Annotated in this window: 18 protein-coding genes and 1 tRNA gene; 11 read left to right on the top strand and 8 right to left on the bottom strand. The window is 73.9% G+C overall.

Features of this window, described 5'->3' with window-relative positions; translation table 11 throughout:
• The first annotated feature begins 151 nt into the window (after nt 1-151).
• Genes V6U89_RS05640 through V6U89_RS05650 form a run of 3 tightly spaced genes read left to right on the top strand, consistent with a single transcriptional unit; the run spans nt 152 to nt 4943 of the window.
• Entirely contained in the window at nt 152-1942 is a 1791-nt protein-coding gene (locus tag V6U89_RS05640; protein ID WP_334569559.1) for an N-acetylglutaminylglutamine amidotransferase, read from the top strand.
• Nucleotides 1939-3756 (top strand): N-acetylglutaminylglutamine synthetase, encoded by a 1818-nt coding sequence (gene ngg, locus V6U89_RS05645; RefSeq protein WP_334569560.1) that lies wholly within the window; start codon nt 1939-1941, stop codon nt 3754-3756. Before V6U89_RS05640 ends, ngg begins: the two co-directional genes overlap by 4 nt.
• Nucleotides 3753-4943 carry an osmoprotectant NAGGN system M42 family peptidase gene (locus V6U89_RS05650; RefSeq protein WP_334569561.1) on the top strand — a complete coding sequence of 397 codons (1191 nt, stop codon included), beginning with the start codon at nt 3753-3755 and terminating at the stop codon, nt 4941-4943. Before ngg ends, V6U89_RS05650 begins: the two co-directional genes overlap by 4 nt.
• Before the next feature lie 52 nt (nt 4944-4995).
• On the opposite strand, the gene V6U89_RS05655 is transcribed toward V6U89_RS05650, so the two are convergent.
• Nucleotides 4996-5898 (bottom strand): hypothetical protein, encoded by a 903-nt coding sequence (locus tag V6U89_RS05655; protein WP_334569562.1) that lies wholly within the window; start codon nt 5896-5898, stop codon nt 4996-4998.
• Between the two features lie 422 nt (nt 5899-6320).
• Between V6U89_RS05655 and V6U89_RS05660 the strand changes: the two genes are divergently transcribed.
• The 3 genes from V6U89_RS05660 (at nt 6321) to V6U89_RS05670 (ending at nt 8769) form a co-directional block, all read left to right on the top strand.
• A complete protein-coding gene (locus V6U89_RS05660; protein WP_334569563.1) occupies nt 6321-7250 on the top strand; it encodes a ribonuclease Z in 930 nt (309 codons plus the stop codon).
• Nucleotides 7247-7756 carry a GNAT family N-acetyltransferase gene (locus V6U89_RS05665; protein ID WP_334569564.1) on the top strand — a complete coding sequence of 170 codons (510 nt, stop codon included), beginning with the start codon at nt 7247-7249 and terminating at the stop codon, nt 7754-7756. The genes V6U89_RS05660 and V6U89_RS05665 overlap by 4 nt, the downstream gene beginning before the upstream one ends.
• Before the next feature lie 62 nt (nt 7757-7818).
• Nucleotides 7819-8769 carry a S1C family serine protease gene (locus V6U89_RS05670; RefSeq protein WP_334569565.1) on the top strand — a complete coding sequence of 317 codons (951 nt, stop codon included), beginning with the start codon at nt 7819-7821 and terminating at the stop codon, nt 8767-8769.
• An 82-nt stretch (nt 8770-8851) separates the two neighbouring features.
• On the opposite strand, the gene V6U89_RS05675 is transcribed toward V6U89_RS05670, so the two are convergent.
• Nucleotides 8852-10222: a cystathionine beta-synthase gene (locus V6U89_RS05675; protein WP_334569566.1), complete on the bottom strand. Its 1371-nt coding sequence runs from the start codon at nt 10220-10222 to the stop codon at nt 8852-8854.
• A gap of 76 nt (nt 10223-10298) precedes the next feature.
• Nucleotides 10299-10655, bottom strand: a complete 357-nt coding sequence (locus V6U89_RS05680) for a YkvA family protein (protein ID WP_334569567.1) — start codon at nt 10653-10655, stop codon at nt 10299-10301.
• 182 nt (nt 10656-10837) lie between these two features.
• Between V6U89_RS05680 and V6U89_RS05685 the strand changes: the two genes are divergently transcribed.
• The 4 genes from V6U89_RS05685 (at nt 10838) to V6U89_RS05700 (ending at nt 15674) form a co-directional block, all read left to right on the top strand.
• Complete coding sequence (locus V6U89_RS05685) at nt 10838-11887, top strand: SGNH/GDSL hydrolase family protein (protein ID WP_334569568.1); 1050 nt, start codon at nt 10838-10840, stop codon at nt 11885-11887.
• Nucleotides 11888-11984: 97 nt separating this feature from the next.
• Nucleotides 11985-12788 carry an SGNH/GDSL hydrolase family protein gene (locus tag V6U89_RS05690; protein WP_334569569.1) on the top strand — a complete coding sequence of 268 codons (804 nt, stop codon included), beginning with the start codon at nt 11985-11987 and terminating at the stop codon, nt 12786-12788.
• A 101-nt stretch (nt 12789-12889) separates the two neighbouring features.
• Nucleotides 12890-14152: an acetyl-CoA C-acetyltransferase gene (locus tag V6U89_RS05695; RefSeq protein ID WP_334569570.1), complete on the top strand. Its 1263-nt coding sequence runs from the start codon at nt 12890-12892 to the stop codon at nt 14150-14152.
• 40 nt (nt 14153-14192) lie between these two features.
• Nucleotides 14193-15674, top strand: coding sequence for a CYTH and CHAD domain-containing protein (locus V6U89_RS05700; RefSeq protein WP_334569571.1), 1482 nt, complete (start codon nt 14193-14195; stop codon nt 15672-15674).
• A 4-nt stretch (nt 15675-15678) separates the two neighbouring features.
• Here the strand turns inward: V6U89_RS05700 and V6U89_RS05705 are convergent, their stop codons facing one another.
• From V6U89_RS05705 to V6U89_RS05720, 4 genes are all read right to left on the bottom strand, one after another.
• The gene (locus V6U89_RS05705) at nt 15679-15999 is read right to left on the bottom strand and encodes a hypothetical protein (RefSeq protein ID WP_334569573.1); all 321 of its coding nucleotides are present in this window, start codon (nt 15997-15999) and stop codon (nt 15679-15681) included.
• A gap of 38 nt (nt 16000-16037) precedes the next feature.
• On the bottom strand, nt 16038-16793 hold the full coding sequence (locus V6U89_RS05710; protein WP_334569574.1) for a Bax inhibitor-1/YccA family protein: 756 nt from the start codon (nt 16791-16793) through the stop codon (nt 16038-16040).
• A 162-nt stretch (nt 16794-16955) separates the two neighbouring features.
• Nucleotides 16956-17777, bottom strand: a complete 822-nt coding sequence (locus tag V6U89_RS05715) for a Bax inhibitor-1/YccA family protein (RefSeq protein ID WP_334569575.1) — start codon at nt 17775-17777, stop codon at nt 16956-16958.
• A gap of 110 nt (nt 17778-17887) precedes the next feature.
• Nucleotides 17888-17968 (bottom strand) — tRNA-Leu (locus V6U89_RS05720).
• A gap of 101 nt (nt 17969-18069) precedes the next feature.
• On the opposite strand from V6U89_RS05720, the gene V6U89_RS05725 reads away from it, so the two are divergent.
• Nucleotides 18070-19905, top strand: coding sequence for a hypothetical protein (locus V6U89_RS05725; RefSeq protein WP_334569576.1), 1836 nt, complete (start codon nt 18070-18072; stop codon nt 19903-19905).
• 64 nt (nt 19906-19969) lie between these two features.
• On the opposite strand, the gene V6U89_RS05730 is transcribed toward V6U89_RS05725, so the two are convergent.
• A complete protein-coding gene (locus V6U89_RS05730) occupies nt 19970-21310 on the bottom strand; it encodes an NAD(P)/FAD-dependent oxidoreductase (RefSeq protein WP_334569577.1) in 1341 nt (446 codons plus the stop codon).
• Nucleotides 21311-21410: the final 100 nt, after the last annotated feature.

Here is a 21410-nt window from a genome sequence, read left to right on the forward strand (position 1 = left end):
GGCACATTTCCGGCATAGGTCGCTGGCAGCACAGGAACCGCCGGCTCGGGGCGGTGGCTACCGACGGTAGCGACGCATGATAGCGAAGCGTCACCCGACTGTCATCGTCTCAACAGGCGAACTGCAACAACCTCTGGCAGCATGGGCTCGCATGTGCGGACTTGCGGGAGAGTTTCGCCGTGACGGTTCACGGGCCGACGTGTCGGCCGTGGAGCGCATGGCGGCCACGATGAGTGACCGAGGCCCGGACGACAGTGGGGTCTGGTCCCAGGGACCGACAGCGTTCGGACATCGACGCCTGAAGATCATCGACCTCTCCGCGGCCAGCGGCCAACCGATCGTGGACGCCGCCGCCGGGCTGACCGGCGTCTTCAACGGATGCGTCTACAACTACCGCGAGCTGCGCGAGGAGTTGCAGGCCAAGGGGCACCGCTTCTTCTCCTCCGGCGACAGCGAGGTCGTCGTCAAGGCGTACGCCGAGTGGGGGCTCGACTTCGTCGACCACCTGATCGGCATGTTCGCCGTGGCGATCACCGAGCGGGACACCGGCCGGCTGGTGCTGGCCCGGGACCGGCTCGGCGTCAAGCCGCTCTACCTGGCCGAGACGCCCGGCACGGTGCGCTTCGCCAGCACCCTGCCGGCGCTGCTGGCGGGCGGCGGCGTGGACACCGGGATCGACACCGTGGCGCTCGCTCACTACCTCAGCTTCCACAGCATCGTGCCGCCGCCGCGGACGATCCTGCGCGGCGTCACCAAGCTGCCCCCGGCCACCGTGCGGGTCTACGAGCCCGACGGCCGCACCCACGAGCGGGTCTACTGGGACCCGTCGTTCACCCGGGCCGCCGAACGGGCCGACTGGTCCGAGCGGGACTGGCAGGACGCCCTGCTGGAGTCGCTGACCACCGCCGTGCGCCGCCGGATGGTCGCCGACGTGCCGGTCGGCGTGCTGCTCTCCGGCGGCCTGGACTCCAGCCTGGTGGTCGCGCTGCTGGCCGGCGAGGGGCAGTCCGGGCTGTCCACCTTCTCCATCGGTTTCGACTCCGTCGGCGGCCGGGAGGGCGACGAGTTCGTCTACTCCGACCTGGTCGCGAAGACCTTCGACACCGACCACCACCAGCTCAAGGTGGCCGCCGGCGACCTGGTGCCGCCGCTGGAGGCGGCCGTCGCGGCGATGAGCGAGCCGATGGTCAGTCACGACTGCGTCGCCTTCTACCTGCTCAGCCAGGAGGTGTCGCGGCACGTCAAGGTGGTCCAGTCCGGGCAGGGCGCCGACGAGATCCTCGGCGGCTATCACTGGTACCCGCCGCTGGCCGGCATCGACCGGGAGCAGGCGGTGCAGACGTACGCCAGGGCGTTCTTCGACCGGGACGCGGCCGGCCTGGCGCGGGTGCTCAACCCCGACCGGCTGGCCGACGGCGATCCGGCGCGGGAGTTCGTGGCGGCGCACCTGGCCCGGCCGGGGGCGCAGACCGCGGTCGACGCCGGCCTGCGGATCGACACCCAGATCATGCTCACCGACGACCCGGTGAAGCGGGTGGACAACATGACCATGGCGCACGGGCTGGAGGCCCGGGTGCCGTTCCTGGATCACGAGTTCGTGGAGCTGGCCGCGAGCTGCCCGCCCGAGCTGAAGCTGGCCCAGGGCGGCAAGGGGGTGCTCAAGGAGATCGGGCGCCGGGTCCTGCCGCACGAGGTGATCGACCGGCCCAAGGGCTACTTCCCGGTGCCGGGCCTCACCCACCTGGAGGGCAAGCTGCTCGACCGGGTACGCGACGCGCTCTCCGCGCCGGCCGCCCGCCGCCGCGACCTGTTCCGCGCCGACTACGTCGACGCGCTGCTCGCCGACCCGAACGCCGAACTGACCCCGTTGAACGGAAACAAGCTGTGGCAGCTGGGACTCCTGGAAATGTGGCTCCAGAGCCACGGGATCGACCGACCATGACCGACACGGTGACGACCACCGACCGGGAACGGGTGCCGGGCCGACACCGGGAGCGGATCGGCCCGGGCGGCGACCCGATCGCGCCCGGCACGCCGGCGCCCCGCCCGCGCGGCACCGACGCGGCGGGCGTGGTGCTGGACTGCGGCTGGGGGCGGCTGGTCTTCGGCCAGACCTTCACCGACCAGGCGGCGGTGGCGGACGTGCTGCGCTCGGAGGCGGCCGGCGCCCGCGACATCTGCATCTACCTGCGCGACCCGCACGTGCTGGTGTCCCGGCTCCCGGACGAGCTGTTCATCGACCCGTCGCTGACCTACCGGCTGCCGCTGGGCGAGCGGCGTCCGGCCGCCATCGGCGGCGACGACGAGGTCCCCGGCCTGGTGATCCGGCCGCTGCGCGACGCCGACGACGCGGACGCGGTCAACCGGATCTACGCCCGCAACGGCATGGTCACCGCCCCGGTCGACGTGCTCGTCGACAACGCCGGCACCGACCGTTTCCTGCACCTGGTCGCCGAGGCCGCCACCGGCGAGATCGTCGGCACCATCACCGGCGTGGACCACGTGGCGGTCTTCGCCGACCCGGAGAACGGCGCCAGCCTCTGGTGCCTGACCGTCGACTTCAACACCGCGCCGCCCGGCACCGGGCAGGCGCTGCTGACCGGGCTGGCCGACCGGCTGGACGAGCGGGGGCGGGCCTTCGTCGACCTGTCCGTCCTCGCCGAGAACTCCGGCGCGATCCGCCTCTACGAGCGGCTCGGCTTCCACCGCACCGCCACGCTCTGCGTGAAGCGGAAGAACCCGATCAACGAGCGGCTCTTCCTGCCCGCCACCCCGGCCGGGTACGACGACCTCAACCCGTACGCGAAGATCGTCGCCGACGAGGCGATGCGGCGCGGCATCCGGGTGGAGGTCACCGACCCGCGCTGGGGGGAACTACGGCTGACCAACGGCGGCCGGACCATCCACACCCGCGAGTCGCTGTCCGAGCTGACCTCGGCGGTGGCGATGAGCCGCTGCGACGACAAGCGGGTCACCCGGCGGATCCTCACCGAGGCGGGGCTGTCGGTGCCGCGCGGCCGGACCGCCACCGGCGGGCCGGACGACCTCGCCTTCCTCGCCGAGGTCGGGCCGGTGGTGGTCAAGCCGGCGCGGGGCGAGCAGGGCAACGGCATCACCGTCGGCGTGCGCACCGCCGAGGCGCTGACCTCGGCGGTCGAGCTGGCCCGGCGGTTCTGCCCGGACGTGCTGATCGAGGAGCTGCGCGACGGCGAGGACCTGCGGGTGATCGTGATCGACCATGAGGTGGTGGCCGCCGCCGTCCGCCGGCCGGCGCAGGTGACCGGCGACGGGGTGCACGACATCGCCGCGCTGATCGACCGGCAGAGCCGCCGCCGGGCCGCCGCCACCGGGGGCGAGTCCCGCATCCCGGTCGACGAGATGACCCGCGAGGTGGTCGCGGAGGCCGGGTACCGGATGACCGACGTGCTGCCCGAGGGCGAGGTGCTGGCCGTCCGCCGGACCGCCAACCTGCACACCGGCGGCACGATCCACGACGTGACCGCCGAGCTGCACCCGGCGATCGCCGAGGCCTGCGTGGCGGCGAGCCGGGCGCTGGACATCCCGGTCACCGGGCTGGACCTGCTGGTACCCGCGCCGGACCGGGCGGAGCACGTCTTCATCGAGGCCAACGAGCGGCCCGGGCTGGCCAACCACGAGCCGCAGCCGACCGCCGAGCGCTTCGTCGACCTGCTCTTTCCCGGCACCCGCGCCCCGCAGCGGCTCTGGAGCCCGGCCGGACCGGGAGCCGCCGCGTGAGCCCGAAGCCGCTGGAGATCGACCTGGACTACCTGCGCCAGGTGCTGCTGGAGCTGTTGGAGATCCCCAGCCCGTCGGGGCGTACCGACCACGTGCAGCAGTACGTCGGCGAGCGGCTCTCCGCGCTGGGCATCTCCTCCACGCTGACCCGGCGCGGGGCGCTGAGCGCCTGCCTGCCCGGTCCCCGCCAGACCGGTGCCGACCGGGCGATCGTGGTGCACACCGACACCATCGGCGGCATGGTGAAGCGGCTCAAGGAGAACGGCCGGCTGGAGCTGAAGACCATCGGCACGCACAGCGCCCGGTTCGCCGAGGGCGCGCACGTCCGGGTCTTCACCGACGACCTGGACCGGGTGATCACCGGTCAGGTGCTGCCGCTGAAGGCCAGCGGGCACCGCTACAACGACGACGTCGACGTGCAGGGCGTCGGCTGGGAGCACGTCGAGGTACGGCTCGACGAGCCGGTCGACGACATCGCCGGCCTGCGCGCGCTCGGCATCGACGCGGGCGACTTCGTGGCGTTCCTGCCCGACCCGACGATCACCCCGAGCGGGTACGTCAAGTCGCGGCACCTGGACGACAAGGCCGGCGTGGCCGCCGTGCTCACCGCGTTCAAGGCGATGGTCGACGCCGGGATCACCCCGGCCGTCACCGCGCACCTGCTGGTCACGGTCACCGAGGAGATCGGCCACGGCGCCAGCCACGGCCTCGACCCGGACGTCGCCGAGATCGTCTCGGTGGACGCGGCGGTGGTCGCCCCCGGCCAGCAGTCCCGGGAGGACGCGGCCACCCTGGCGATGGGCGACGGGGTGGGCCCGTTCGACTACCACCTGACCCGCAACCTCGCCTCGATCGCCCGCGAGCACGGCGTCGACCTGGTCCGGGACGTCTTCGACTACTACCGCTCCGACGTGGCGGCGGCGGTCGAGGCCGGCGCGCACGCCCGGGTGGCCCTGCTCGGCTTCGGCGTGGACGCCACCCACGGCCACGAGCGCACCCACCTGGACGGGCTGCGCCACCTCACCCAGCTGCTCTGCCTCTACCTCCAGAGCGACCTGGTCTTCCCGGAGTGGGACGCCGAGCCCGAGGGCGACCTGGCCGACTTCCCGTCGCTGGCGGTGCAGCCGGCCAGCGAGGAGGGCCCGCGGGAGGGCCCGATCGGCATCGCCGACCCGGAGCGGCCGTAGCGGACCCGGTGTCGACCAGGGCCGGCGATGCCCACGACACGTTCGTCAGACGCTACGAAGCTGACGACGTGCGCGGATCGGCACGGTCCTCCGGGGCCCCCGGGTCGTCCGTGGCCGGCGCCGGCGGAGTCGCCGGCTCGTCCGCGCCGCCCTCGACCGGCGACGGGTCGGGGACCAGGTGGGCCACGCGCGCGAACCAGACCGCTCCGAAGAGGGCGAGCGCCATCCGGGCCAGCGTGCCGTACCAGCGGTCCGGCCACCAGGGTCCGAAGATCGCGGCCAGGCAGGCGACCGCGAGCAGCAGGCCACCGGCCGCCCGCAGGGCCGGCCACCGGCGGCGACCGTCCTCGGTCCGCCGGTCCTGAACGACGTAGTCCAGCCAGGCGACCACCGCCAGCCAGGTGTAGGGCGAGGTGAGGGCCCGGTCGGCGGCGGCCGGCCAGGACGACGAGATGGTCCGGGCGCCGAGGATCACGGCACCGACCAGCAGCGGCAGGCCGACCAGCACCAGCGGGAGCCGCCCCTGCCCGACGCCCCGCTGCCGGGGCGCCGCGCCGAAGGCGATCACGATCAGTAGGGCGAGCGCCGCCGCCCGGACCCACGACCGGTCCGCCAGATCTCCGACCCGGTGGGCGAGGAATGACCAGACCAGGACGGCGGTGGCCCAGGCGAGCCACCGGGCGACCAGGCTGCCCCGCCCGGTGGGCACCCGTGCGTCCGATCCGGCCCGTGTGCCGGCGTCCCCTTCGCGCCGGCGGGCGTAGGCCGACCAGAGCAGGTCGACGAGGCTCAGGGCGGCGAGGTACTCGAGGAGGAAGATCGGGGCGTCGCCCGACTCCGTCAACCAGCTGTTCGGCCGGGCCAGCTCCAGTGCGAAGAAGATCAGTCCGGTCCCGACCAACTGCAGGGCGAGCGGCGGGTCGTCGCCGGCTCTGGTCAATGTCCTCCCCGTCACGGCCCTATGATGCCGACCGCCGGACGGGCGCGCTGTCCCGACCGGCTGCCGGGAACCGACCGGAACGTGAACACCGGCCCCGGCCAGCAGCGACGCGACCGCCGGCCATTCCCGGCCCGCGTGTGATCGAAATCCGTTGCCGGTGCCCCGCGGAACTGGATAGCGTGGCCGTACACGGGAAAGGAGGTGGTCCAGACTTGTATAGCAATCGGACTCGTGAGGTGGCTGTCCGCTAGCCGCTGTCCTCGACAGTGAATACCCGTTCGCCGCGAGGCGGGCATCTGCACCATCGTCGAGACCGTGTGGCAGCGGTGCGGCGAAACCACGACAGCCACCCGACCCCCGGGGTGCCGGCCCAGTCCAGCCGGCCCGCGCGCGAGCGCGGAAGCCCCGGGGGTCGCTTCATGTCCGGAGGTGATCACGTGTCCATGCGCGAGCTGGTGGTGCTCGGGACGGCCAGCCAGGCCCCCACCCGGCAGCGCAACCACAACGGGTACGTGCTGCGCTGGGACGACGAGGTGATCCTCTTCGACCCGGGCGAGGGCACCCAGCGGCAGCTGCTGCACACCGGGGTCACCGCCACCGACCTGACCCGGATCTGCGTCACCCACTTCCACGGCGACCACTGCCTCGGCCTGCCCGGCACCATCCAGCGGCTCTCCCTGGACCGGGTGCCGCACCCGGTGGCGGTGCATTTCCCGGCCGGCGGCGCCGAGTACTTCGCCCGGCTGCGGCACGCCACCTCCTTCCACGAGACCGCCGAGCTGGCCGTCGAGCCGATCGAGGCGGACGGGCAGCGGATCACCGTGCGCGGTGGCACGCTGGAGGCCCGCCGGCTGCGGCACTCCATCGAGACGTACGGCTATCGGCTGGTGGAGCCGGACGGCTGCCGGATGCTGCCGGAGCGGCTGTCCGCGTACGGGATCGCCGGGCCGGCGGTCGGGGAGCTGCTCCGCGTCGGTCACCTCGACCTGGCCGGGCGTCGGGTCACCCGGGACGAGGTGAGCGTGACCCGACCGGGCCAGCGGTTCGCCTTCGTGATGGACACCGCACTCTGCGACGCGGTGTACGCCCTCGCCGAAGACGCCGACCTGCTGGTCATCGAGTCGACCTTCCTGGAGTCGGAGACCGCCCTGGCCGCCGAGGCCGGCCACCTGACCGCGGCTCAGGCCGCGCGGGTGGCGACCGAGTCGGGGGTACGCAAGCTCGTGCTCACCCACTTCTCCCAGCGCTACAGCGATCTGCGCCGCTTCGCCGACGAGGCCCGCCGGCACTTCGCCGGGGACCTGGTCATCGCCGAGGACCTGATCACCGTGCCGGTCCCGCCCCGCCGGGTAACCTCGGCCGGATGACCCTCACGCTGCGCCCCGCCACCGTCGACGACCTGATGGCGGTCGGGGCCCTGCACCGAGCGTCGCGGGTGGCCGCGTACTCCGCGTTCCTGCCGGCGGAGGCGCTGGCCGACCCGTCGGCCGAGGCGATGGGCCGGTACTGGGTCGAGCGGTTCGGCTGGGAGCGGGACGAGCACCGGATGACGCTGGCCGAGCGGGACGGCCGGCTGGTCGGCTTCAGCTACCTGGGCCCGGACGACGAGGGCGATCCGGCCACCGGCCTGCTCAACGCCATCCACCTGGAGCCCGACGAGCGGGGCCGGGGCACCGGCCGCGAGCTGATGGTCGACGCGCTGGACGCCATGCGATCGCGCGGCTGGTCCCGGGCGGTGCTCTGGGTGCTGGCGCAGAATCTCGACGCGCGTCGCTTCTACGAGCGCGGTGGCTGGACGCTGGCGGGCACCCGGCGCGACGAGCACTTCGGCCCGATCGTCGTCCCGCAGGTCCGGTACGCCCGACCGCTCTGACCCGTCCGTTCGCTCTGAGCTGATCGGGGCATGCCCGTCGATGCCAGGGTGTTCCCGGGTTCATGGACACCGATCACACCGAGCGGGCGGAGGACGCCGCGCTCGACGCGTACTCCCGGGTGGTCACCGGCGTGGCGGCCCGGGTGCTGCCCAGCGTGGCCGCCCTGTCGGTGCGGACCGCGCGCGGGGCCGGCGCCGGCTCCGCGATCACCGTGGGCACCGACGGCCTGCTGCTGACCAGCGCCCACGTGGTGCAGGGCGCCCGGGACGGCTCGGCCGCCTTCGGCGACGGCACCGAGGCGCGGTTCCGGGTTGTCGGGGCGGATCCGCTCTCCGACCTGGCGGTGCTGCGGGTGGACGAGGCGACCGTGCCGCCGGTGGAGCTGGGCGACGCGGACACCCTGCGGATCGGCCAGCTGGTGGTCGCGGTCGGCAACCCCATGGGGCTGGCCGGCTCGGTCACCGCCGGGGTGGTGTCCGGGCTGGGCCGGTCGCTGCCGGCCCGCGACGGCCGGGTCACCCGACTCATCGAGGACGTCATCCAGACCGACGCCGCGCTCAACCCCGGCAACTCCGGCGGTGCGCTGGCCGACTCGGCCGGCCGGGTGATCGGGGTGAACACCGCCGTGGCCGGCTACGGCCTCGGGCTGGCCGTGCCGATCAACGCCACCACCCGGCAGATCGTCGACGACCTCATCGCCGACGGCCGGGTACGCCGGGCCTGGCTGGGGGTGGCCGGCGTCCCGGTGCCGCTGCCGCCGGAGGTCGCCGAGCGCACCGGCCAGCGCCGTGGCCTGCGGGTGGTCGAGGTGGTGCCGGGCAGCCCGGCCGGACAGGCCGGGATCTACCTCGGTGACGTGATCCTCTCCGCCGGCGGTCGGCAGGTCCGGGACGGCCAGGGCCTGCAACGGCTCATGCTCGGCCCGGCGATCGGCACCCGGCTGCCGGTGACCGTGCTGCGCCGGGGCGCCCTCGTCGACGTGGTCGCGGTGCCGACCGAGCTGGGCCGCTGAGCCGTCACGCGCGTTCCGGCGGCCGGTACGACGACGCGGGGCCTCCCCCGGATCGGAGGAGGCCCCGCGGTACGTCGTCGGGTCAGCGCGCGCCGAGGTGGGCGAGCAGGTCCTGCCGGGTGAGCACGCCCTTGGGCTTGCCGTCGACCAGCACCAGCGCCGCGTCGGACTTCTCCAGCAGGCCGACGGCCTCGCTCACCGGCTGCCCGCCGCCGATCATCGGCAGCGGCTCGGCCATGTGCCGCTCGATGGTGTCGTGCAGGTGCGCCTGCCCGGTGAAGAGGGCGTCGAGCAGATCCTTCTCGGCGATCGAGCCGGCCACCTCGCCGGTCACCACCGGCGGCTCGGCCTTGAGCACCGGCAGCTGCGAGACGCCGTACTCGCGCATGTAGTCGATCGCGTCGCGGACCGTCTCGGTGGGGTGCACGTGCACCAGCTCGGGCAGGCCGCCCGGCTTGCTGGCGAGCGCGTCGGCGACGGTCGGCTCGGTGCCCGAGTTGTCGAGGAAGCCGTACCGGGCCATCCAGTTGTCGTTGAAGATCTTCGACAGGTAGCCCTTGCCGCTGTCCGGCAGCAGCACGACGATGACGTCGTCCGGGCCGGCCTTGCGGGCCACCTCCAGGGCGGCCACCACGGCCATCCCGCAGGAGCCGCCGACCAGCATCCCCTCCTCGCGGGCCAGCCGCCGGGTCATCTCGAACGAGGCCTTGTCCGAGACCTCGATGATCTCGTCGGCGATGCCCCGGTCGTACGTCTCCGGCCAGAAGTCCTCACCGACGCCCTCGACCAGGTACGGCCGGCCGGTGCCGCCGGAGTAGACCGAACCCTCCGGGTCCGCCCCGACGACCTTGACGCGGCCCTCGGAGGCCTCCTTCAGGTAGCGCCCGATGCCGGAGATGGTGCCGCCGGTGCCGACGCCGGCCACGAAGTGGGTCAGCCCGCCCTCGGTCTGCTTCCACAGCTCCGGGCCGGTCGTCTCGTAGTGCGAGCGCGGGTTGGCCGGGTTGCTGTACTGGTTGGGCTTCCAGGCGCCGGGGATCTCCCGGGCCAGCCGGTCGGAGACGTTGTAGTAGGAGCGCGGGTCCTCCGGCGCGACGGCGGTCGGGCAGACCACCACCTCGGCGCCGTACGCGCGCAGCACGTCCTGCTTGTCCTGGCTGACCTTGTCCGGGCAGACGAAGACGCACTTGTAGCCCTTGAGCTGCGCCACCAGGGCCAACCCGACGCCGGTGTTCCCGCTGGTCGGCTCGACGATGGTGCCGCCCGGCTTGAGGATGCCCGCGGCCTCGGCGTCCTCCACCATCCGCAGCGCGATCCGGTCCTTCACCGAGCCGCCCGGGTTGAGGTACTCCACCTTCGCCAGCACGGTGGCCTGGATGCCCTCGGTGACGCTGCGCAGCCGTACCAGCGGGGTGTTGCCGATCAACTCGACGACGTTGTCGTAGTACTGCACCTCGTTGTGCCCTTCGTTGCGGCGCCGGCGCCGGCGGCCGGGCAGACATTTCGTTCGTCGCCCAGGGTACGTGCCGTCAGGGGATCATCTGCCCGGGGATGACGGAGCTGCGACGCGTCTCCCACTCCAGGAAACGCTCGGTCTCCGCCAGCACGCTGCCGGCCAGCCAGGTGACCATGACCGCGTCGTCCACCAGGCCGAAGACGGTCAGGAACAGCTCCGGCACCACGTCCACCGGCGAGAGCACGTACGCCGTCGCCGCCGTCATCATGGCCAGCCGGAGGCCACCGTCGTACTCGCCCCGGGCGGTCGCCCTGATCATCCGGGGCAGCGCCGCCAACCGGGCGCCCAGCGAGGGCCCGCCCCGGGCGCCCGCCGCCAGTGCCCGGAACAACGCGGTGAACGCCGCGCTCCGCTTCAACGTCCTGCTCATCTCGTCCGACCCCTTTCCGCCCGACCAGCGTGACGCGGGTGCGCAAGCCCGCCGTGACCTGCTCCTCCGGCGCCGTCGCTCGTCGCCGTCACCGGACAGGTACCCAGAAGCGGCGCTTCCCAGGCACGAACCGGCCAGCACGAGGAGAGCGGCGTGTCGGGCCGGCGCGATAACGTGGCGGTATGGGGGTGGCTGGTTCCGTCGTACCGGGTCCGCGCTGGCACCGCGCCCGCCAGATCGCCCGGATGGCGGCGATCGGCACGGGCGCGACCGCGGCGGCGTTCGTCGCGACGGGCGGGGTGCTGCTCGGTCAGGCCCGCCAGGCCCGGCGCACCATCCCGATGGCGGAGGCGCCCCCGCCCCGCTGCGACGGCGTCTACGGCGCGAAGTGCCCCGGCCGGCCGTTGACCATGGTCGTGCTCGGCGACTCGTCGGCGGCCAGCTACGGCGTGCACCGGCGCCGGGAGACCCTGGGGGCGCTGCTCGCCACCGGGCTGTCCCGACGGCTGCACCGGCCGGTCCGGGTGCACCGCTTCGCCGTCGTGGGATCGCTCTCCGCCGGGCTCCGGCCGCAGGTCGAGTCGGCGCTGGAGTGCGACCCGGACGTCGCGGTGATCCTGATCGGCGGCAACGACGTCACCAACCGCACCCCGCCCGGGCTGGCGGTGCGCTATCTGGTCGAGGCGGTCCGCGCGCTGCGGGCCGCCGGTTGCGAGGTGGTCGTCGGCACCTGCCCCGACCTCGGCGCGATCCAGCCGATCCAGCCGCCGCTGCGCTGGCTGGCCCGGCGGTGGAGCCGGCAGCTGGCCGCCGCGCAGACGGTGGCGGTGGTCGAGGCGGGCGGCTGGACGGTCTCCCTCGGCGACATGCTCGGTCCCCGGTTCGTCGCCGAACCCACCCGGATGTTCGCCTGGGACCGGTTCCACCCGTCCGCGGAGGGGTACGCGGTGGCCGCCGCCGCGATGCTGCCCACCGTGATCTCGGCGCTGGGCGCCGGCGTGGAACGCAGGCCGGTACCGGTCCGGGCCGAAGGGGTACGGTCGCTGCCGGAGGCCGCCCAGGAGGCGGCCCGGCACGCCGGGACGGAGGTCAGCGGCGCCCAGGTCCGGGGTCGCGACCGCGGGCCGGCCGGCCGTTGGGCCCACCTGCGTCGGCGGGCCTTCTTCGGCGTCGGCGCGGTGCCGCAACCCGGTCCCGCCACCGACTCACCCACACTGGAGGGATCGGCATGAGCGAGCGAACCACCGGGCCCCGCGCGGCGGAGCCCCGTGCCGACCGCCGCCAGGAGCGCGCCTGCCGGCGCGCCGTCCCGCACGGGGAGGCGTCGTCATGACCGAACGCGGCATCGGTGCGCAGCTGGCGCTCCGGCTCGGCAAGGCGGCGGCCTTCTCCCTGGTCGCGGGCACCATCGGCGGCGCGGCGGTGCTCGCCGGGCAGGCCGTCGCCGCCCGCAACCGCAGCTACGCCCAGCCGGAGCTGGGCCTGGCGCTGCGCGCCACCGTCGGCCGGGCCGGCGCCCCGCCGCTGCGGCTGGTGCTGCTGGGCGACTCCTCGGCGCTCGGCGTGGGGGTCGAACGCTTCGACGAGACCGTGGGCGGGCAACTGGCCCACCTGCTGGCCGAGGGGCCGACCGGGCGGCAGGTGCACCTGTCCAGCGTGGGGGTCTCCGGCTCCCGCTCCACGGACCTGGCCACCCAGGTAGCCCGGGCGCTGCTCGGCGAGCGCCCCGACGTGGCGGTGATCCTGATCGGCGCCAACGACGCCACCGCGATGCGCCGGCCGGGCGAGGCTGCGGCGTACCTCGGCGCGGCGGTGCGCCGGCTGCGCGACGCGCGGGTCGAGGTCGTGGTCGGCACCTGCCCGGACCTGGGCGCGGTCCGCGCCGTCGCGCAGCCGCTGCGGCAGGTGCTCGGCTGGTCGGGGCGGCGGATGGCCCGGGCGCAGACCGCTGCCGTGCTCGACGCCGGCGGCAGCGTGGTCGACCTCGGCACCGAGACCGGGCCGGTGTTCCGCGCCGACGCCGGGGCCTTCTGCCCCGACGGCTTCCACCCCTCCGCCGACGGCTACCGGGTCTGGGCGCACGCCCTGCTGCCGGCGGTGGCCGCCGCGGCCACCAGCGCCTCCCGCCAGTGAGCTGACGGTGGACGGGCGGGCGGGGGTCCGCCCCGCAGGGTGACATTTCCCGCCGCCCCGGCAGCTTCCCCGCCAAGTTACCGGCGAGTTAACGTTGGCTCATGCCGATTGAGTCGTCCCGCGACGCCGTCATCGTCGCCACCGCCCGCTCCCCCATCGGTCGCGCGTTCAAGGGCTCGCTGCGCGAGGTCCGCCCCGACGACCTCGCCGCGACCATCGTCCAGGCCGCGCTGGACAAGGTCCCCGGGCTCGACCCGACCGAGGTCGAGGACCTCTACCTCGGGTGCGGCCTGCCCGGCGGCGAGCAGGGCTTCAACATGGCCCGGGTGGTCGCCACGCTGCTGGGCCTGGACGGCCTGCCCGGCGCCACCCTCACCCGCTACTGCGCCTCGTCGCTGCAGACCACCCGCATGGCGATGCACGCCATCCGCGCCGGTGAGGGCGACGTCTTCATCTCCGCCGGCGTGGAGACGGTCTCCCGGTACGCCCGGGGCAACTCCGACACCCTCCCGCCGGAGGCACAGGCGCTGGTCGGCGGCGGCTGGGAGAACCCGCGCTTCGCCGAGGCGCAGGAGCGTTCCACGGCCCGCGCGGCCGGTGGCGCCGAGGTGTGGACCGACCCGCGCGAGGCCGGCCAGCTCCCCGACATCTACCTGACGATGGGGCAGACCGCCGAGAACCTCGCCCAGGTGTACGACGTCACCCGCGAGGACATGGACGCCTTCGGTGTCCGCAGCCAGAACCTCGCCGAGAAGGCGATCGCCGACGGCTTCTGGGCCCGCGAGATCACCCCGGTCACCACGCCGGACGGCACCGTGGTCAGCACCGACGACGGCCCGCGCGCCGGGGTCACCCTGGAGGCCGTCGCCGGTCTCAAGCCGGTCTTCCGCCCCGACGGCCGGATCACCGCCGGCAACTGCTGCCCGCTCAACGACGGCGCCGCCGCGGTGGTGGTGATGAGCGCCCAGCGCGCGAAGGACCTCGGGCTCACCCCGCTGGCCCGGATCGTCTCCACCGGCGTGACCGCCCTGTCGCCGGAGATCATGGGCCTCGGCCCGGTCGAGGCGTCCCGGCAGGCCCTCAAGCGGGCCGGCATGACCGTCGACGACGTCGACCTGGTCGAGATCAACGAGGCGTTCGCCGCGCAGGTGATCCCCTCCTACCGGCAGCTGGGCATCCCGGAGGAGAAGGTCAACGTGATGGGCGGCGCGATCGCCGTCGGCCACCCGTTCGGCATGACCGGCGCCCGGATCACCGGCACGCTGCTCAACTCCCTGGAGTGGCACGACAAGACCATCGGCCTGGAGACCATGTGCGTCGGTGGCGGCCAGGGCATGGCGATGGTGCTGGAGCGGCTCAGCTGATCCCCGGTTCGCCGGTCGTCCGCGCGGGTATCGGATCCGCATGGCGACGGTGGTGGAGCGGGAACGCAAGTACTCCGCCGACGAGGGCTTCCGGCTGCCGGACCTGACGGGGTGCGGTGGCGTCGCGACGATGTCGGACGCCACCGCCTTCGACCTGGACGCGGTCTATGTGGACACCCCGGACCTGCGGCTGGCGCGCAGCGGCTTCGCGTTGCGCCGGCGGACCGGCGGCCACGACGCCGGCTGGCACCTGAAGGTCGGCGCGGCCGGGGGCGCCCGGACCGAGTACCAGTTCCCGGCCGGCGCGGACGACCTCGACCCGCCGGCGGAGCTGGTCGGGCTGTTCCGGGCCGCCTCCCGCGGGCAGGCGGTCGAACCGGCGGCCCGGATCACCACCCACCGGGTGGAACGACGGCTGCTGGACGCGGCGGGCCGGGTGCTGGCCGAGGTCGCCGAGGACACCGTCGACGGGCGGGACCTGGTCACCGGCGAGCGGCAGGCGTGGCGGGAGATCGAGGTCGAGCTGGTCGAGGGCGACGACCGGCTGCTCGACGCGGTGCAGTCGCGGCTGCGCGAGGCGGGTGCCCGCCCGGTTCCCGTCTCCAAGTCCCATCGGGCCCTCGCCGGCCGGCTCGCCGCCGTCACCGACGCGGCCCCGACGGACCCGGTCTCCCGCTACGCCCTCACCCAGCGCGACGTGCTGATCGCGAACCATCCCGGGGCCCGGCACGGTGACGAGGGCGCGGTGCACGACATGCGGGTCGCCGTCCGCCGGCTGCGGGCCACGCTGCGGACCTTCCGCGGCCGCTGGGACCGTCCGCGCAGCGAGGTGCTGCGCGCCGAGCTCCGCTGGCTGGGCGGCCGGCTCGGGTCGGTCCGCGACGCGCAGGTGATGGCCGCCCGGCTCACCGACGCCGTCCGTGCCGAGCCCGCCGACCTGGTCCTCGGTCCGGTCGCGGCGCGCATCTCGGAGCGGTTCGCCGCCGACCTCGCCACCGCCCTCGACGAGCTGGTCCGGACGCTGGACTCCGACCGCTACACCGAGCTGCTGGCCGGACTGGACCGGCTGCTGGAGGCACCGCCCGCCCGTGCCGCCGACGCGCGCTGGGTCGCCCGCCGGGTCCGCCGGGCGCTCACCCGCGCCGACGACCGGCTGGACCGGGCCCTCGACGGGCAACGGGGGCAGGAGGCGGAGGTCGCGCTGCACGAGGCGCGGAAGGCGTACAAGGCCGCCCGGTACGCCGTCGAGGTGCGCGAGCCGGACGCGGGGCAGCCCGCCGCCGCCCTGGTAAAACGGCTCAAGGACCTTCAGGACCTGCTCGGCACGCACCACGACTCGGTGGTCACCCGGGAGGTGCTGCGACGCCAGGCGCTGCGCGCGTACGCCGACGGGGAGAACGCCTTCACCTACGGGCTGCTGCACGCCCGGCAGGCCACGGCGGCCGATCGGGACCTGCGGGCGATCCCCGCCGCCCGGGACCGGGCCCGCCGGCGGAAGGCACGACGCTGGCTGAAGGAGTGAGGCGTCAGAGCGTCGAGCGGGTCGCCGTCACCTCGGCGGCGGCGCGGGCCAGTGTCGCCTCCGGCGCCCCGGCCGCGACCAGGTCCGCCGCCACCACCCGGAGTTGGTCGACCAGCGCCAGGTCGTTGTCCAGCCGAGGTACGCCCCGGCGCGGCTCTCCCTCGACGTCCGCGCCGAGGTTGGCCAGCTCCTGCACCAGCCGGTGCACCAGGTCGGCGCGGGACACGTTGCCCCCCTCGGCGATCGCCGCCCACCGCGGCTGCTGCCAGTGCCCCACCTGACGGACCAGCAGCTCCACCGCCCGGTCCAACTCCGCTGCGCTCATCGCCGCCGAGTCTACGGCCGCCCCGTCCCCGCGCCCGCTCAGCGGCGCAGGTAGCTCAGCAGCCGCAGGATCTGCCAGTAGAGGAAGATCAGCCCGGCCAGCAGCCCGAACGCGCAGAGCCAGGCGTACCGGCGGGGCAGGCCGGTCCCGACCGACCGCTCCACCTGGTCGAAGTCGAGGATGAAGCTGAGCGCCCCGGCGATGATCGCCACCGCCGAGAAGGCGTACGGCAGCCAGCCGACCTGGCCGGAGATGCTGTAGACCTCCACGCCCTGCCGGCCGGTGAACAGCCGGAAGACCAGGTTGACCAGGCTGACCGCGAGCAGCCCGATCAGCGTGCCGATCACCAGGCGGGCCAGCCGCGGCGTGGCCCGGACCAGCCGGGCCCGGTAGAGCACCGCCATCCCGAGGAACACCCCGAAGGTGCCCACCACCGCCTGCGCGACGATGCCCGGGTAGACCAGCTCGAACGCCCGGCTGGCCACCCCGAGCAGCACCCCCTGGAGCAGGGCGTACCCGATGATCGGGGCCGGGTGGGTGAGGCCGCGCAGCGAGATCACCAGCAGCAGCGCGATGCCGGCCAGGGCGGTGCCGGCCAGCGCCGCCGGGACCCACACCGCCTGCGGCACGACCACCCAGGCCACCGCCGCGGTGGCGCCGGTGAGCAGCAGCAGCCCGACGGTACGGACCACCACGTCGTCGACGGTCATCGCCTCCGCGCCGCCCGCACCGGGCAGCCGGTGCTCCCGGCTGCTGTCGTCCAGCCGGTCCAGGACCGGGTTGGCGCTGCGCACCCGCCACCTCCTCGCCAGCCGTACCCCTGGTGCCACTCTCCCCCGGACGGCCCGCCGGCGGCGGAGAAACGGCCGGGCCGGGGTGCGGCGGCGACCCGGCTGCGCAGACGACGGCGCCCGCCGCCGCGGGTAGCGGTGGCGGGCGCCGAGGGGCTCCGACGGTCAGTCGTCGCCCTGGAAGTAGCTGATCAGCCGGAGCAGCTCCAGGTAGAGCCAGACCAGGCTGACCACGATGCCGAACGCGGCCGTCCAGGAGTAGCGCTGGGGCAGCCCCATCCGGACGCCGTCCTCGACCTCCTTGAAGCTGAGCACGAAGCTCAGCGACGCGACCACGATGCAGACCAGGCTGAAGCCGATGGCCAGCGGGCTGCCGTCACGCAGGCCGGTGTTGACGTCGAAGAAGACCGCCAGCACAAAGTTGATCAGCATGACGGCGAAGAGGCCGGCCATCACGGCGATCATGCCCTTGACGAACTTCGGGGTCGCCCGGATGACCTTCGCCTTGTAGAGCATGGCCATCACGAAGAAGACACCGAAGGTGGCCACCACGGCCTGGAGCACGATGCCCTCGTAGGCGGTCTCGTAGGCCTTGCTGACCAGACCGACGAAGGCACCCTCGACCACCGCGTACGCGACGACCAGCGCCGGGTTCGCGATCCGGGAGAAGGAGATGATCAGGCCGAGGACCACGCCGACGATCGCGGCGCCGATCCAGGCCGTGTAGAGAAGGCTGTCCGGCACCAGCACCCAGGCGGCCGCGGCGGAGACGCCGAGGATGCCCAGGAGCGCGACGGTCTTGACGACCACGTCGTCGATGGTCATGGTGCCGGCGGCCGGGGCCACCGGGTAGCCGGGTTGGCCCGGGTGCTGCTGGGGAATGCCGGGCTGGCCGTAGCCGTACTGCCCGGGCGGGGCGTACCCGGCGGAACGCTCCCGCTCGGCCGCCTGGCCGAGCCGGGCCAGCACCGGGTTCGAGGTCTTCACTTCTCAGGCCTCCCTCAGGGGGTCATCGCACGCACGACGTGCCCTACAAGGGTAAACGGAGACGGCGACCCGCGCGCCCGTGAGTCGGCTGAGGGAAAGCTGAGAGTGTGTGCCCGGGGCGGGGGTCGAACCCGCACGCCTTTCGGCAGCCGCTTTTAAGGCGGCCGTGTCTGCCGTTCCACCACCCGGGCGGGCGGCACCGGCGCGCCGACACGCGCGGTGCAGTGTCACCGTAACCGTTCACCGGCGACCCGGCGTACCCCGTCACCGGTGCCGCACTAGGGTCGAGCCCGTGACCAGCGCAGCCCGTACGGCGTCCGACGCCGACCCCGACCTGGCTGTCGGCCTCGCCGAGCCGGCCGCGCCCGGATCCCGCGCCACCCGCTGGCGGGCGTCTGTCGCCCGGCACCGCACCGACCTGCTCGTCGGCCTCGCGTTCGTGCTGCTCGCCGGCTGGCTCACCCAGGGCCTCTGGCCCGACCCGACCGGCCGGGTGCTGGCGCTCAACCCGGCGGACCAGACCCTGTACGAGTGGTTCCTGGCGGTCGACTCGCGAGCCGTGCTCGGCGACTTCGGCCTGCTCACCGACCGGCTCAACAGCCCGGACGGGGTGAACCTGATGACCAACACCACGGTCATCGCGCTCGGCGTGGTCCTCGCCCCGGTCACCCTGCTCTTCGGCGCGCCGGTCACCTTCGCCCTGCTGGCCGGGGTGAACCTCGCCGGGACCGCCGTCGCCTGGTACCTGCTCTTCACCCGTACGCTGCGCGCCCACCGGCTCGCCGCCGCGCTCGGCGCCGGGCTGTGCGGCTTCGGCCCGGGCATGGTGTCCCAGTCCAACAGCCACCTGCACATGACCGCCCAGTGGCTGGTGCCGGTGATCGTCTGGCTGGTCGTGCGGATGCTCCGCGCGGCCGACCCTGGCCCGGAGTCGCTGGACGGGCCGGACCGCCGGCGGCTGGTCACCTCAGCGCTGGGCCTGGCCGCCGCGGTCAGCGCGCAGGTCTTCATCGGCGAGGAGGTGCTCTTCCTCACGGCGGTCACCCTGCTGGTGATGACGGTGGCGTACGCGATGACCGACCGCGAGCTGCTGCGCCGGGCGCTGCCCGGCTTCGCCGGCGGCCTGATGCTCGCCGCCGGGCTCGCCCTGCTCGTCCTCGGCTACCCGCTGTGGTTCCAGTTCGCCGGGCCGCAGGGCGTGGCCGACGGCATGTTCAGCCCGCACTACTTCTCCGCCGACCTGCGCAGCTGGTGGACCATCTCCCCGCTGTCGGTGGTCGGCAGCGACGCGTCGGCCCGGCTGACCACCGGCCCGGCCGAGTACAACACCTTCCTCGGCCTGCCGCTGCTGCTGGTCACCGCCGGCTGCGCACTCTGGCTGGGGCGCCGGCCGGTGGTGGTCGCCTGCGTCGCCGGCGCGCTGGCGATGGGCGCGCTGTCGCTCGGCCCCGAGGTGGTGCACGACGGCACCCGCACCGCAATGCCCGGGCCGTACACGCTGCTCGCCGGCCTGCCGGTGATCGACGGTGCGCTGCCGATGCGGTTCGGCCTGACCCTGCTGCCGCTGGCCGCGACGCTGCTGGTGCTCGCGGTGGACCGGGCGCTGCGGCGGCCCGGTCGGGCCCGGCGGCTGGTCCCCGCCGCGGTGGGGGCGGCCCTGCTCACCGTCTTCCCCGCTCCCCTGCCGACGACCGACCGCCCGCCGCTGCCCGAGTTCATCACCGGCGGCCACTGGCGCGAGTGCGTACGCCCCGGCGGGGTGCTGGTGCCGGTGCCGGCCGCCACCCCCAGGGATCCCTGGCCGATGCGCTGGGCGGCGGCGGCCGACGGAGCGTTCGGCATCCCGGAGGGCTTCTTCATCGGCCCGTACGGCCGGGACGGGACCGCCGCGATGGGCACCTACAAACAGCCCACCTCGGCGCTGCTGTCCGACGTGGCCCGGCGGGGCGACGAGCCGGTGATCGGCGACGAGCAACGCCGGCAGGCCCGGGCGGACGCCGACTTCTGGGGCGCGGACTGTGTGGCGGTCACCGACGACGCCCCGCACGCGGAGAGCCTGCGCCGCACCCTGGTGCAGCTCTACGGCCCGGGCACCCGGATCGCCGACGCCTGGACCTGGCGGGTCTGACCCGCCCCCGATACGACGAAGGCCCCCTCCCGGGACGGGAGGGGGCCTTCGTGGCGAACGGGGATCAGACCGGGCGGCCGACGCCGGCGCCGACCGGCTGGGACGCCTCGGCGAACTCCTCGCGCGGGTCGTGCAGCTGGCCGAGGGCGACCACCTCACGCTTGAGGAAGAACGCCAGCGACCAGTCGACCACGACCCGGACCTTGCGGTTGAAGGACGGGATCCGGCTCATGTGGTACGTCCGGTGCATGAACCAGGCCGGCCAGCCGGTCATCTTCACGCCGTACACCTGGGCGACGCCCTTGTGCAGGCCGAGGCTGGCCACGCTGCCCGCGTGCTTGTGCTTGTAGTTGACCGGCTCGCGACCGCGGATCACGTTCGCGATGTTGTCGGCCATCCGGGCCGCCTGACGCACCGCGTGCTGGGCGCTCGGCGAGCAGTAGTTGCCCGGCTCCTTGGTCAGGTCCGGTACGGCGGCGCAGTCGCCGGCGCTCCAGGCGCCCTCGACGACCCGGTCGCCGTCGACGATCTGCAGCGTCGGCAGGCAGGTGACCCGCCGGCGCTCGTCGCGCGGGAAATCGGTCGCGTCGAGCATCGGCGAGGGCTTCACGCCGGCCGTCCACACGATGGTGTCGGAGCGGAAGGTGTCGCCGTCGGAGAGCTTCACCACGCCGTCGACGCAGGACTCCAGCCGGGTGTCCAGGCGGATGTCCATGTTCCGCTTGAGCAGCTGCTGGACGGTGTAGGCGCCCATGTCCCGGTCGACCTCGGGCAGCACCCGCTGGGTCGCCTCGACCAGCACCCAGCGCATGTCCTCGGGCTTGAGCTCCGGGTAGTACCGCAGCGCGTCCCGGGCCATGTCCTCCATCTCGGCGAGCGCCTCGATGCCGGCGTAACCACCGCCGACGAAGGTGAAGGTCAGCGCCGAACGGCGGACCGCCGGGTCCGGCGTGGCGGCCGCCACGTCGAGCCGGTCCAGCACGTGGTTGCGCAGGTAGATGGCCTCGCCGATGGTCTTGAACCCGATACCGTGCTCGTGCAGGCCCGGGATCGGCAGCGTCCGGGAGACCGAGCCGGGGGCCAGCACGACGTGGTCGTACTGGATCTCCCGGGTGGGGCCGCTGATCGGCTGCACCACCGCGGTCTTCCGGTCGTGGTCGATCCGCGTCACCGCACCCGCCACGACCTTGCACCGGCGCAACTCCCGCCGCAGCGGCACCACGGAGTGCCGGGGCGAGATGTTGCCGGCCGCTGCCTCCGGGAGGAACGGCTGGTAGGTCATGTGCGGCTGCGGGTCGACGACGACGACCTCGGCCTCACGGGAGCTCAGCTTCTTGGACAGGCGCAGAGCGGCGTACAGGCCGACGTGCCCGGCACCCACGACAAGGATCCGCTTCGGATTCACGTCATCTATCTTTCCCCGGGCGGCTCAGGTAATCCCGTCCGAGACCCCCTTCTGTGACGGAGCACAACCCCTGTGACCTGCGCAACGTCCCGGAGCCGTC

It is taken from the genome of Micromonospora sp. CPCC 206171, from assembly GCF_036906755.1.
Taxonomy (GTDB): domain Bacteria; phylum Actinomycetota; class Actinomycetes; order Mycobacteriales; family Micromonosporaceae; genus Micromonospora; species Micromonospora purpureochromogenes.

What these genes read in the sequence shown, in the direction of transcription:
- V6U89_RS05640 (WP_334569559.1), top strand. Translation starts at nt 152, where the DNA reads ATGTGCGGACTTGCGGGAGAGTTTCGCCGTGACGGTTCACGGGCCGAC.
- ngg (WP_334569560.1), top strand. Translation starts at nt 1,939, where the DNA reads ATGACCGACACGGTGACGACCACCGACCGGGAACGGGTGCCGGGCCGA.
- V6U89_RS05665 (WP_334569564.1), top strand. Translation starts at nt 7,247, where the DNA reads ATGACCCTCACGCTGCGCCCCGCCACCGTCGACGACCTGATGGCGGTC.
- V6U89_RS05670 (WP_334569565.1), top strand. Translation starts at nt 7,819, where the DNA reads ATGGACACCGATCACACCGAGCGGGCGGAGGACGCCGCGCTCGACGCG.
- V6U89_RS05680 (WP_334569567.1), bottom strand. Translation starts at nt 10,655, where the DNA reads ATGAGCAGGACGTTGAAGCGGAGCGCGGCGTTCACCGCGTTGTTCCGG.
- V6U89_RS05685 (WP_334569568.1), top strand. Translation starts at nt 10,838, where the DNA reads ATGGGGGTGGCTGGTTCCGTCGTACCGGGTCCGCGCTGGCACCGCGCC.
- V6U89_RS05690 (WP_334569569.1), top strand. Translation starts at nt 11,985, where the DNA reads ATGACCGAACGCGGCATCGGTGCGCAGCTGGCGCTCCGGCTCGGCAAG.
- V6U89_RS05695 (WP_334569570.1), top strand. Translation starts at nt 12,890, where the DNA reads ATGCCGATTGAGTCGTCCCGCGACGCCGTCATCGTCGCCACCGCCCGC.
- V6U89_RS05700 (WP_334569571.1), top strand. Translation starts at nt 14,193, where the DNA reads ATGGCGACGGTGGTGGAGCGGGAACGCAAGTACTCCGCCGACGAGGGC.
- V6U89_RS05705 (WP_334569573.1), bottom strand. Translation starts at nt 15,999, where the DNA reads ATGAGCGCAGCGGAGTTGGACCGGGCGGTGGAGCTGCTGGTCCGTCAG.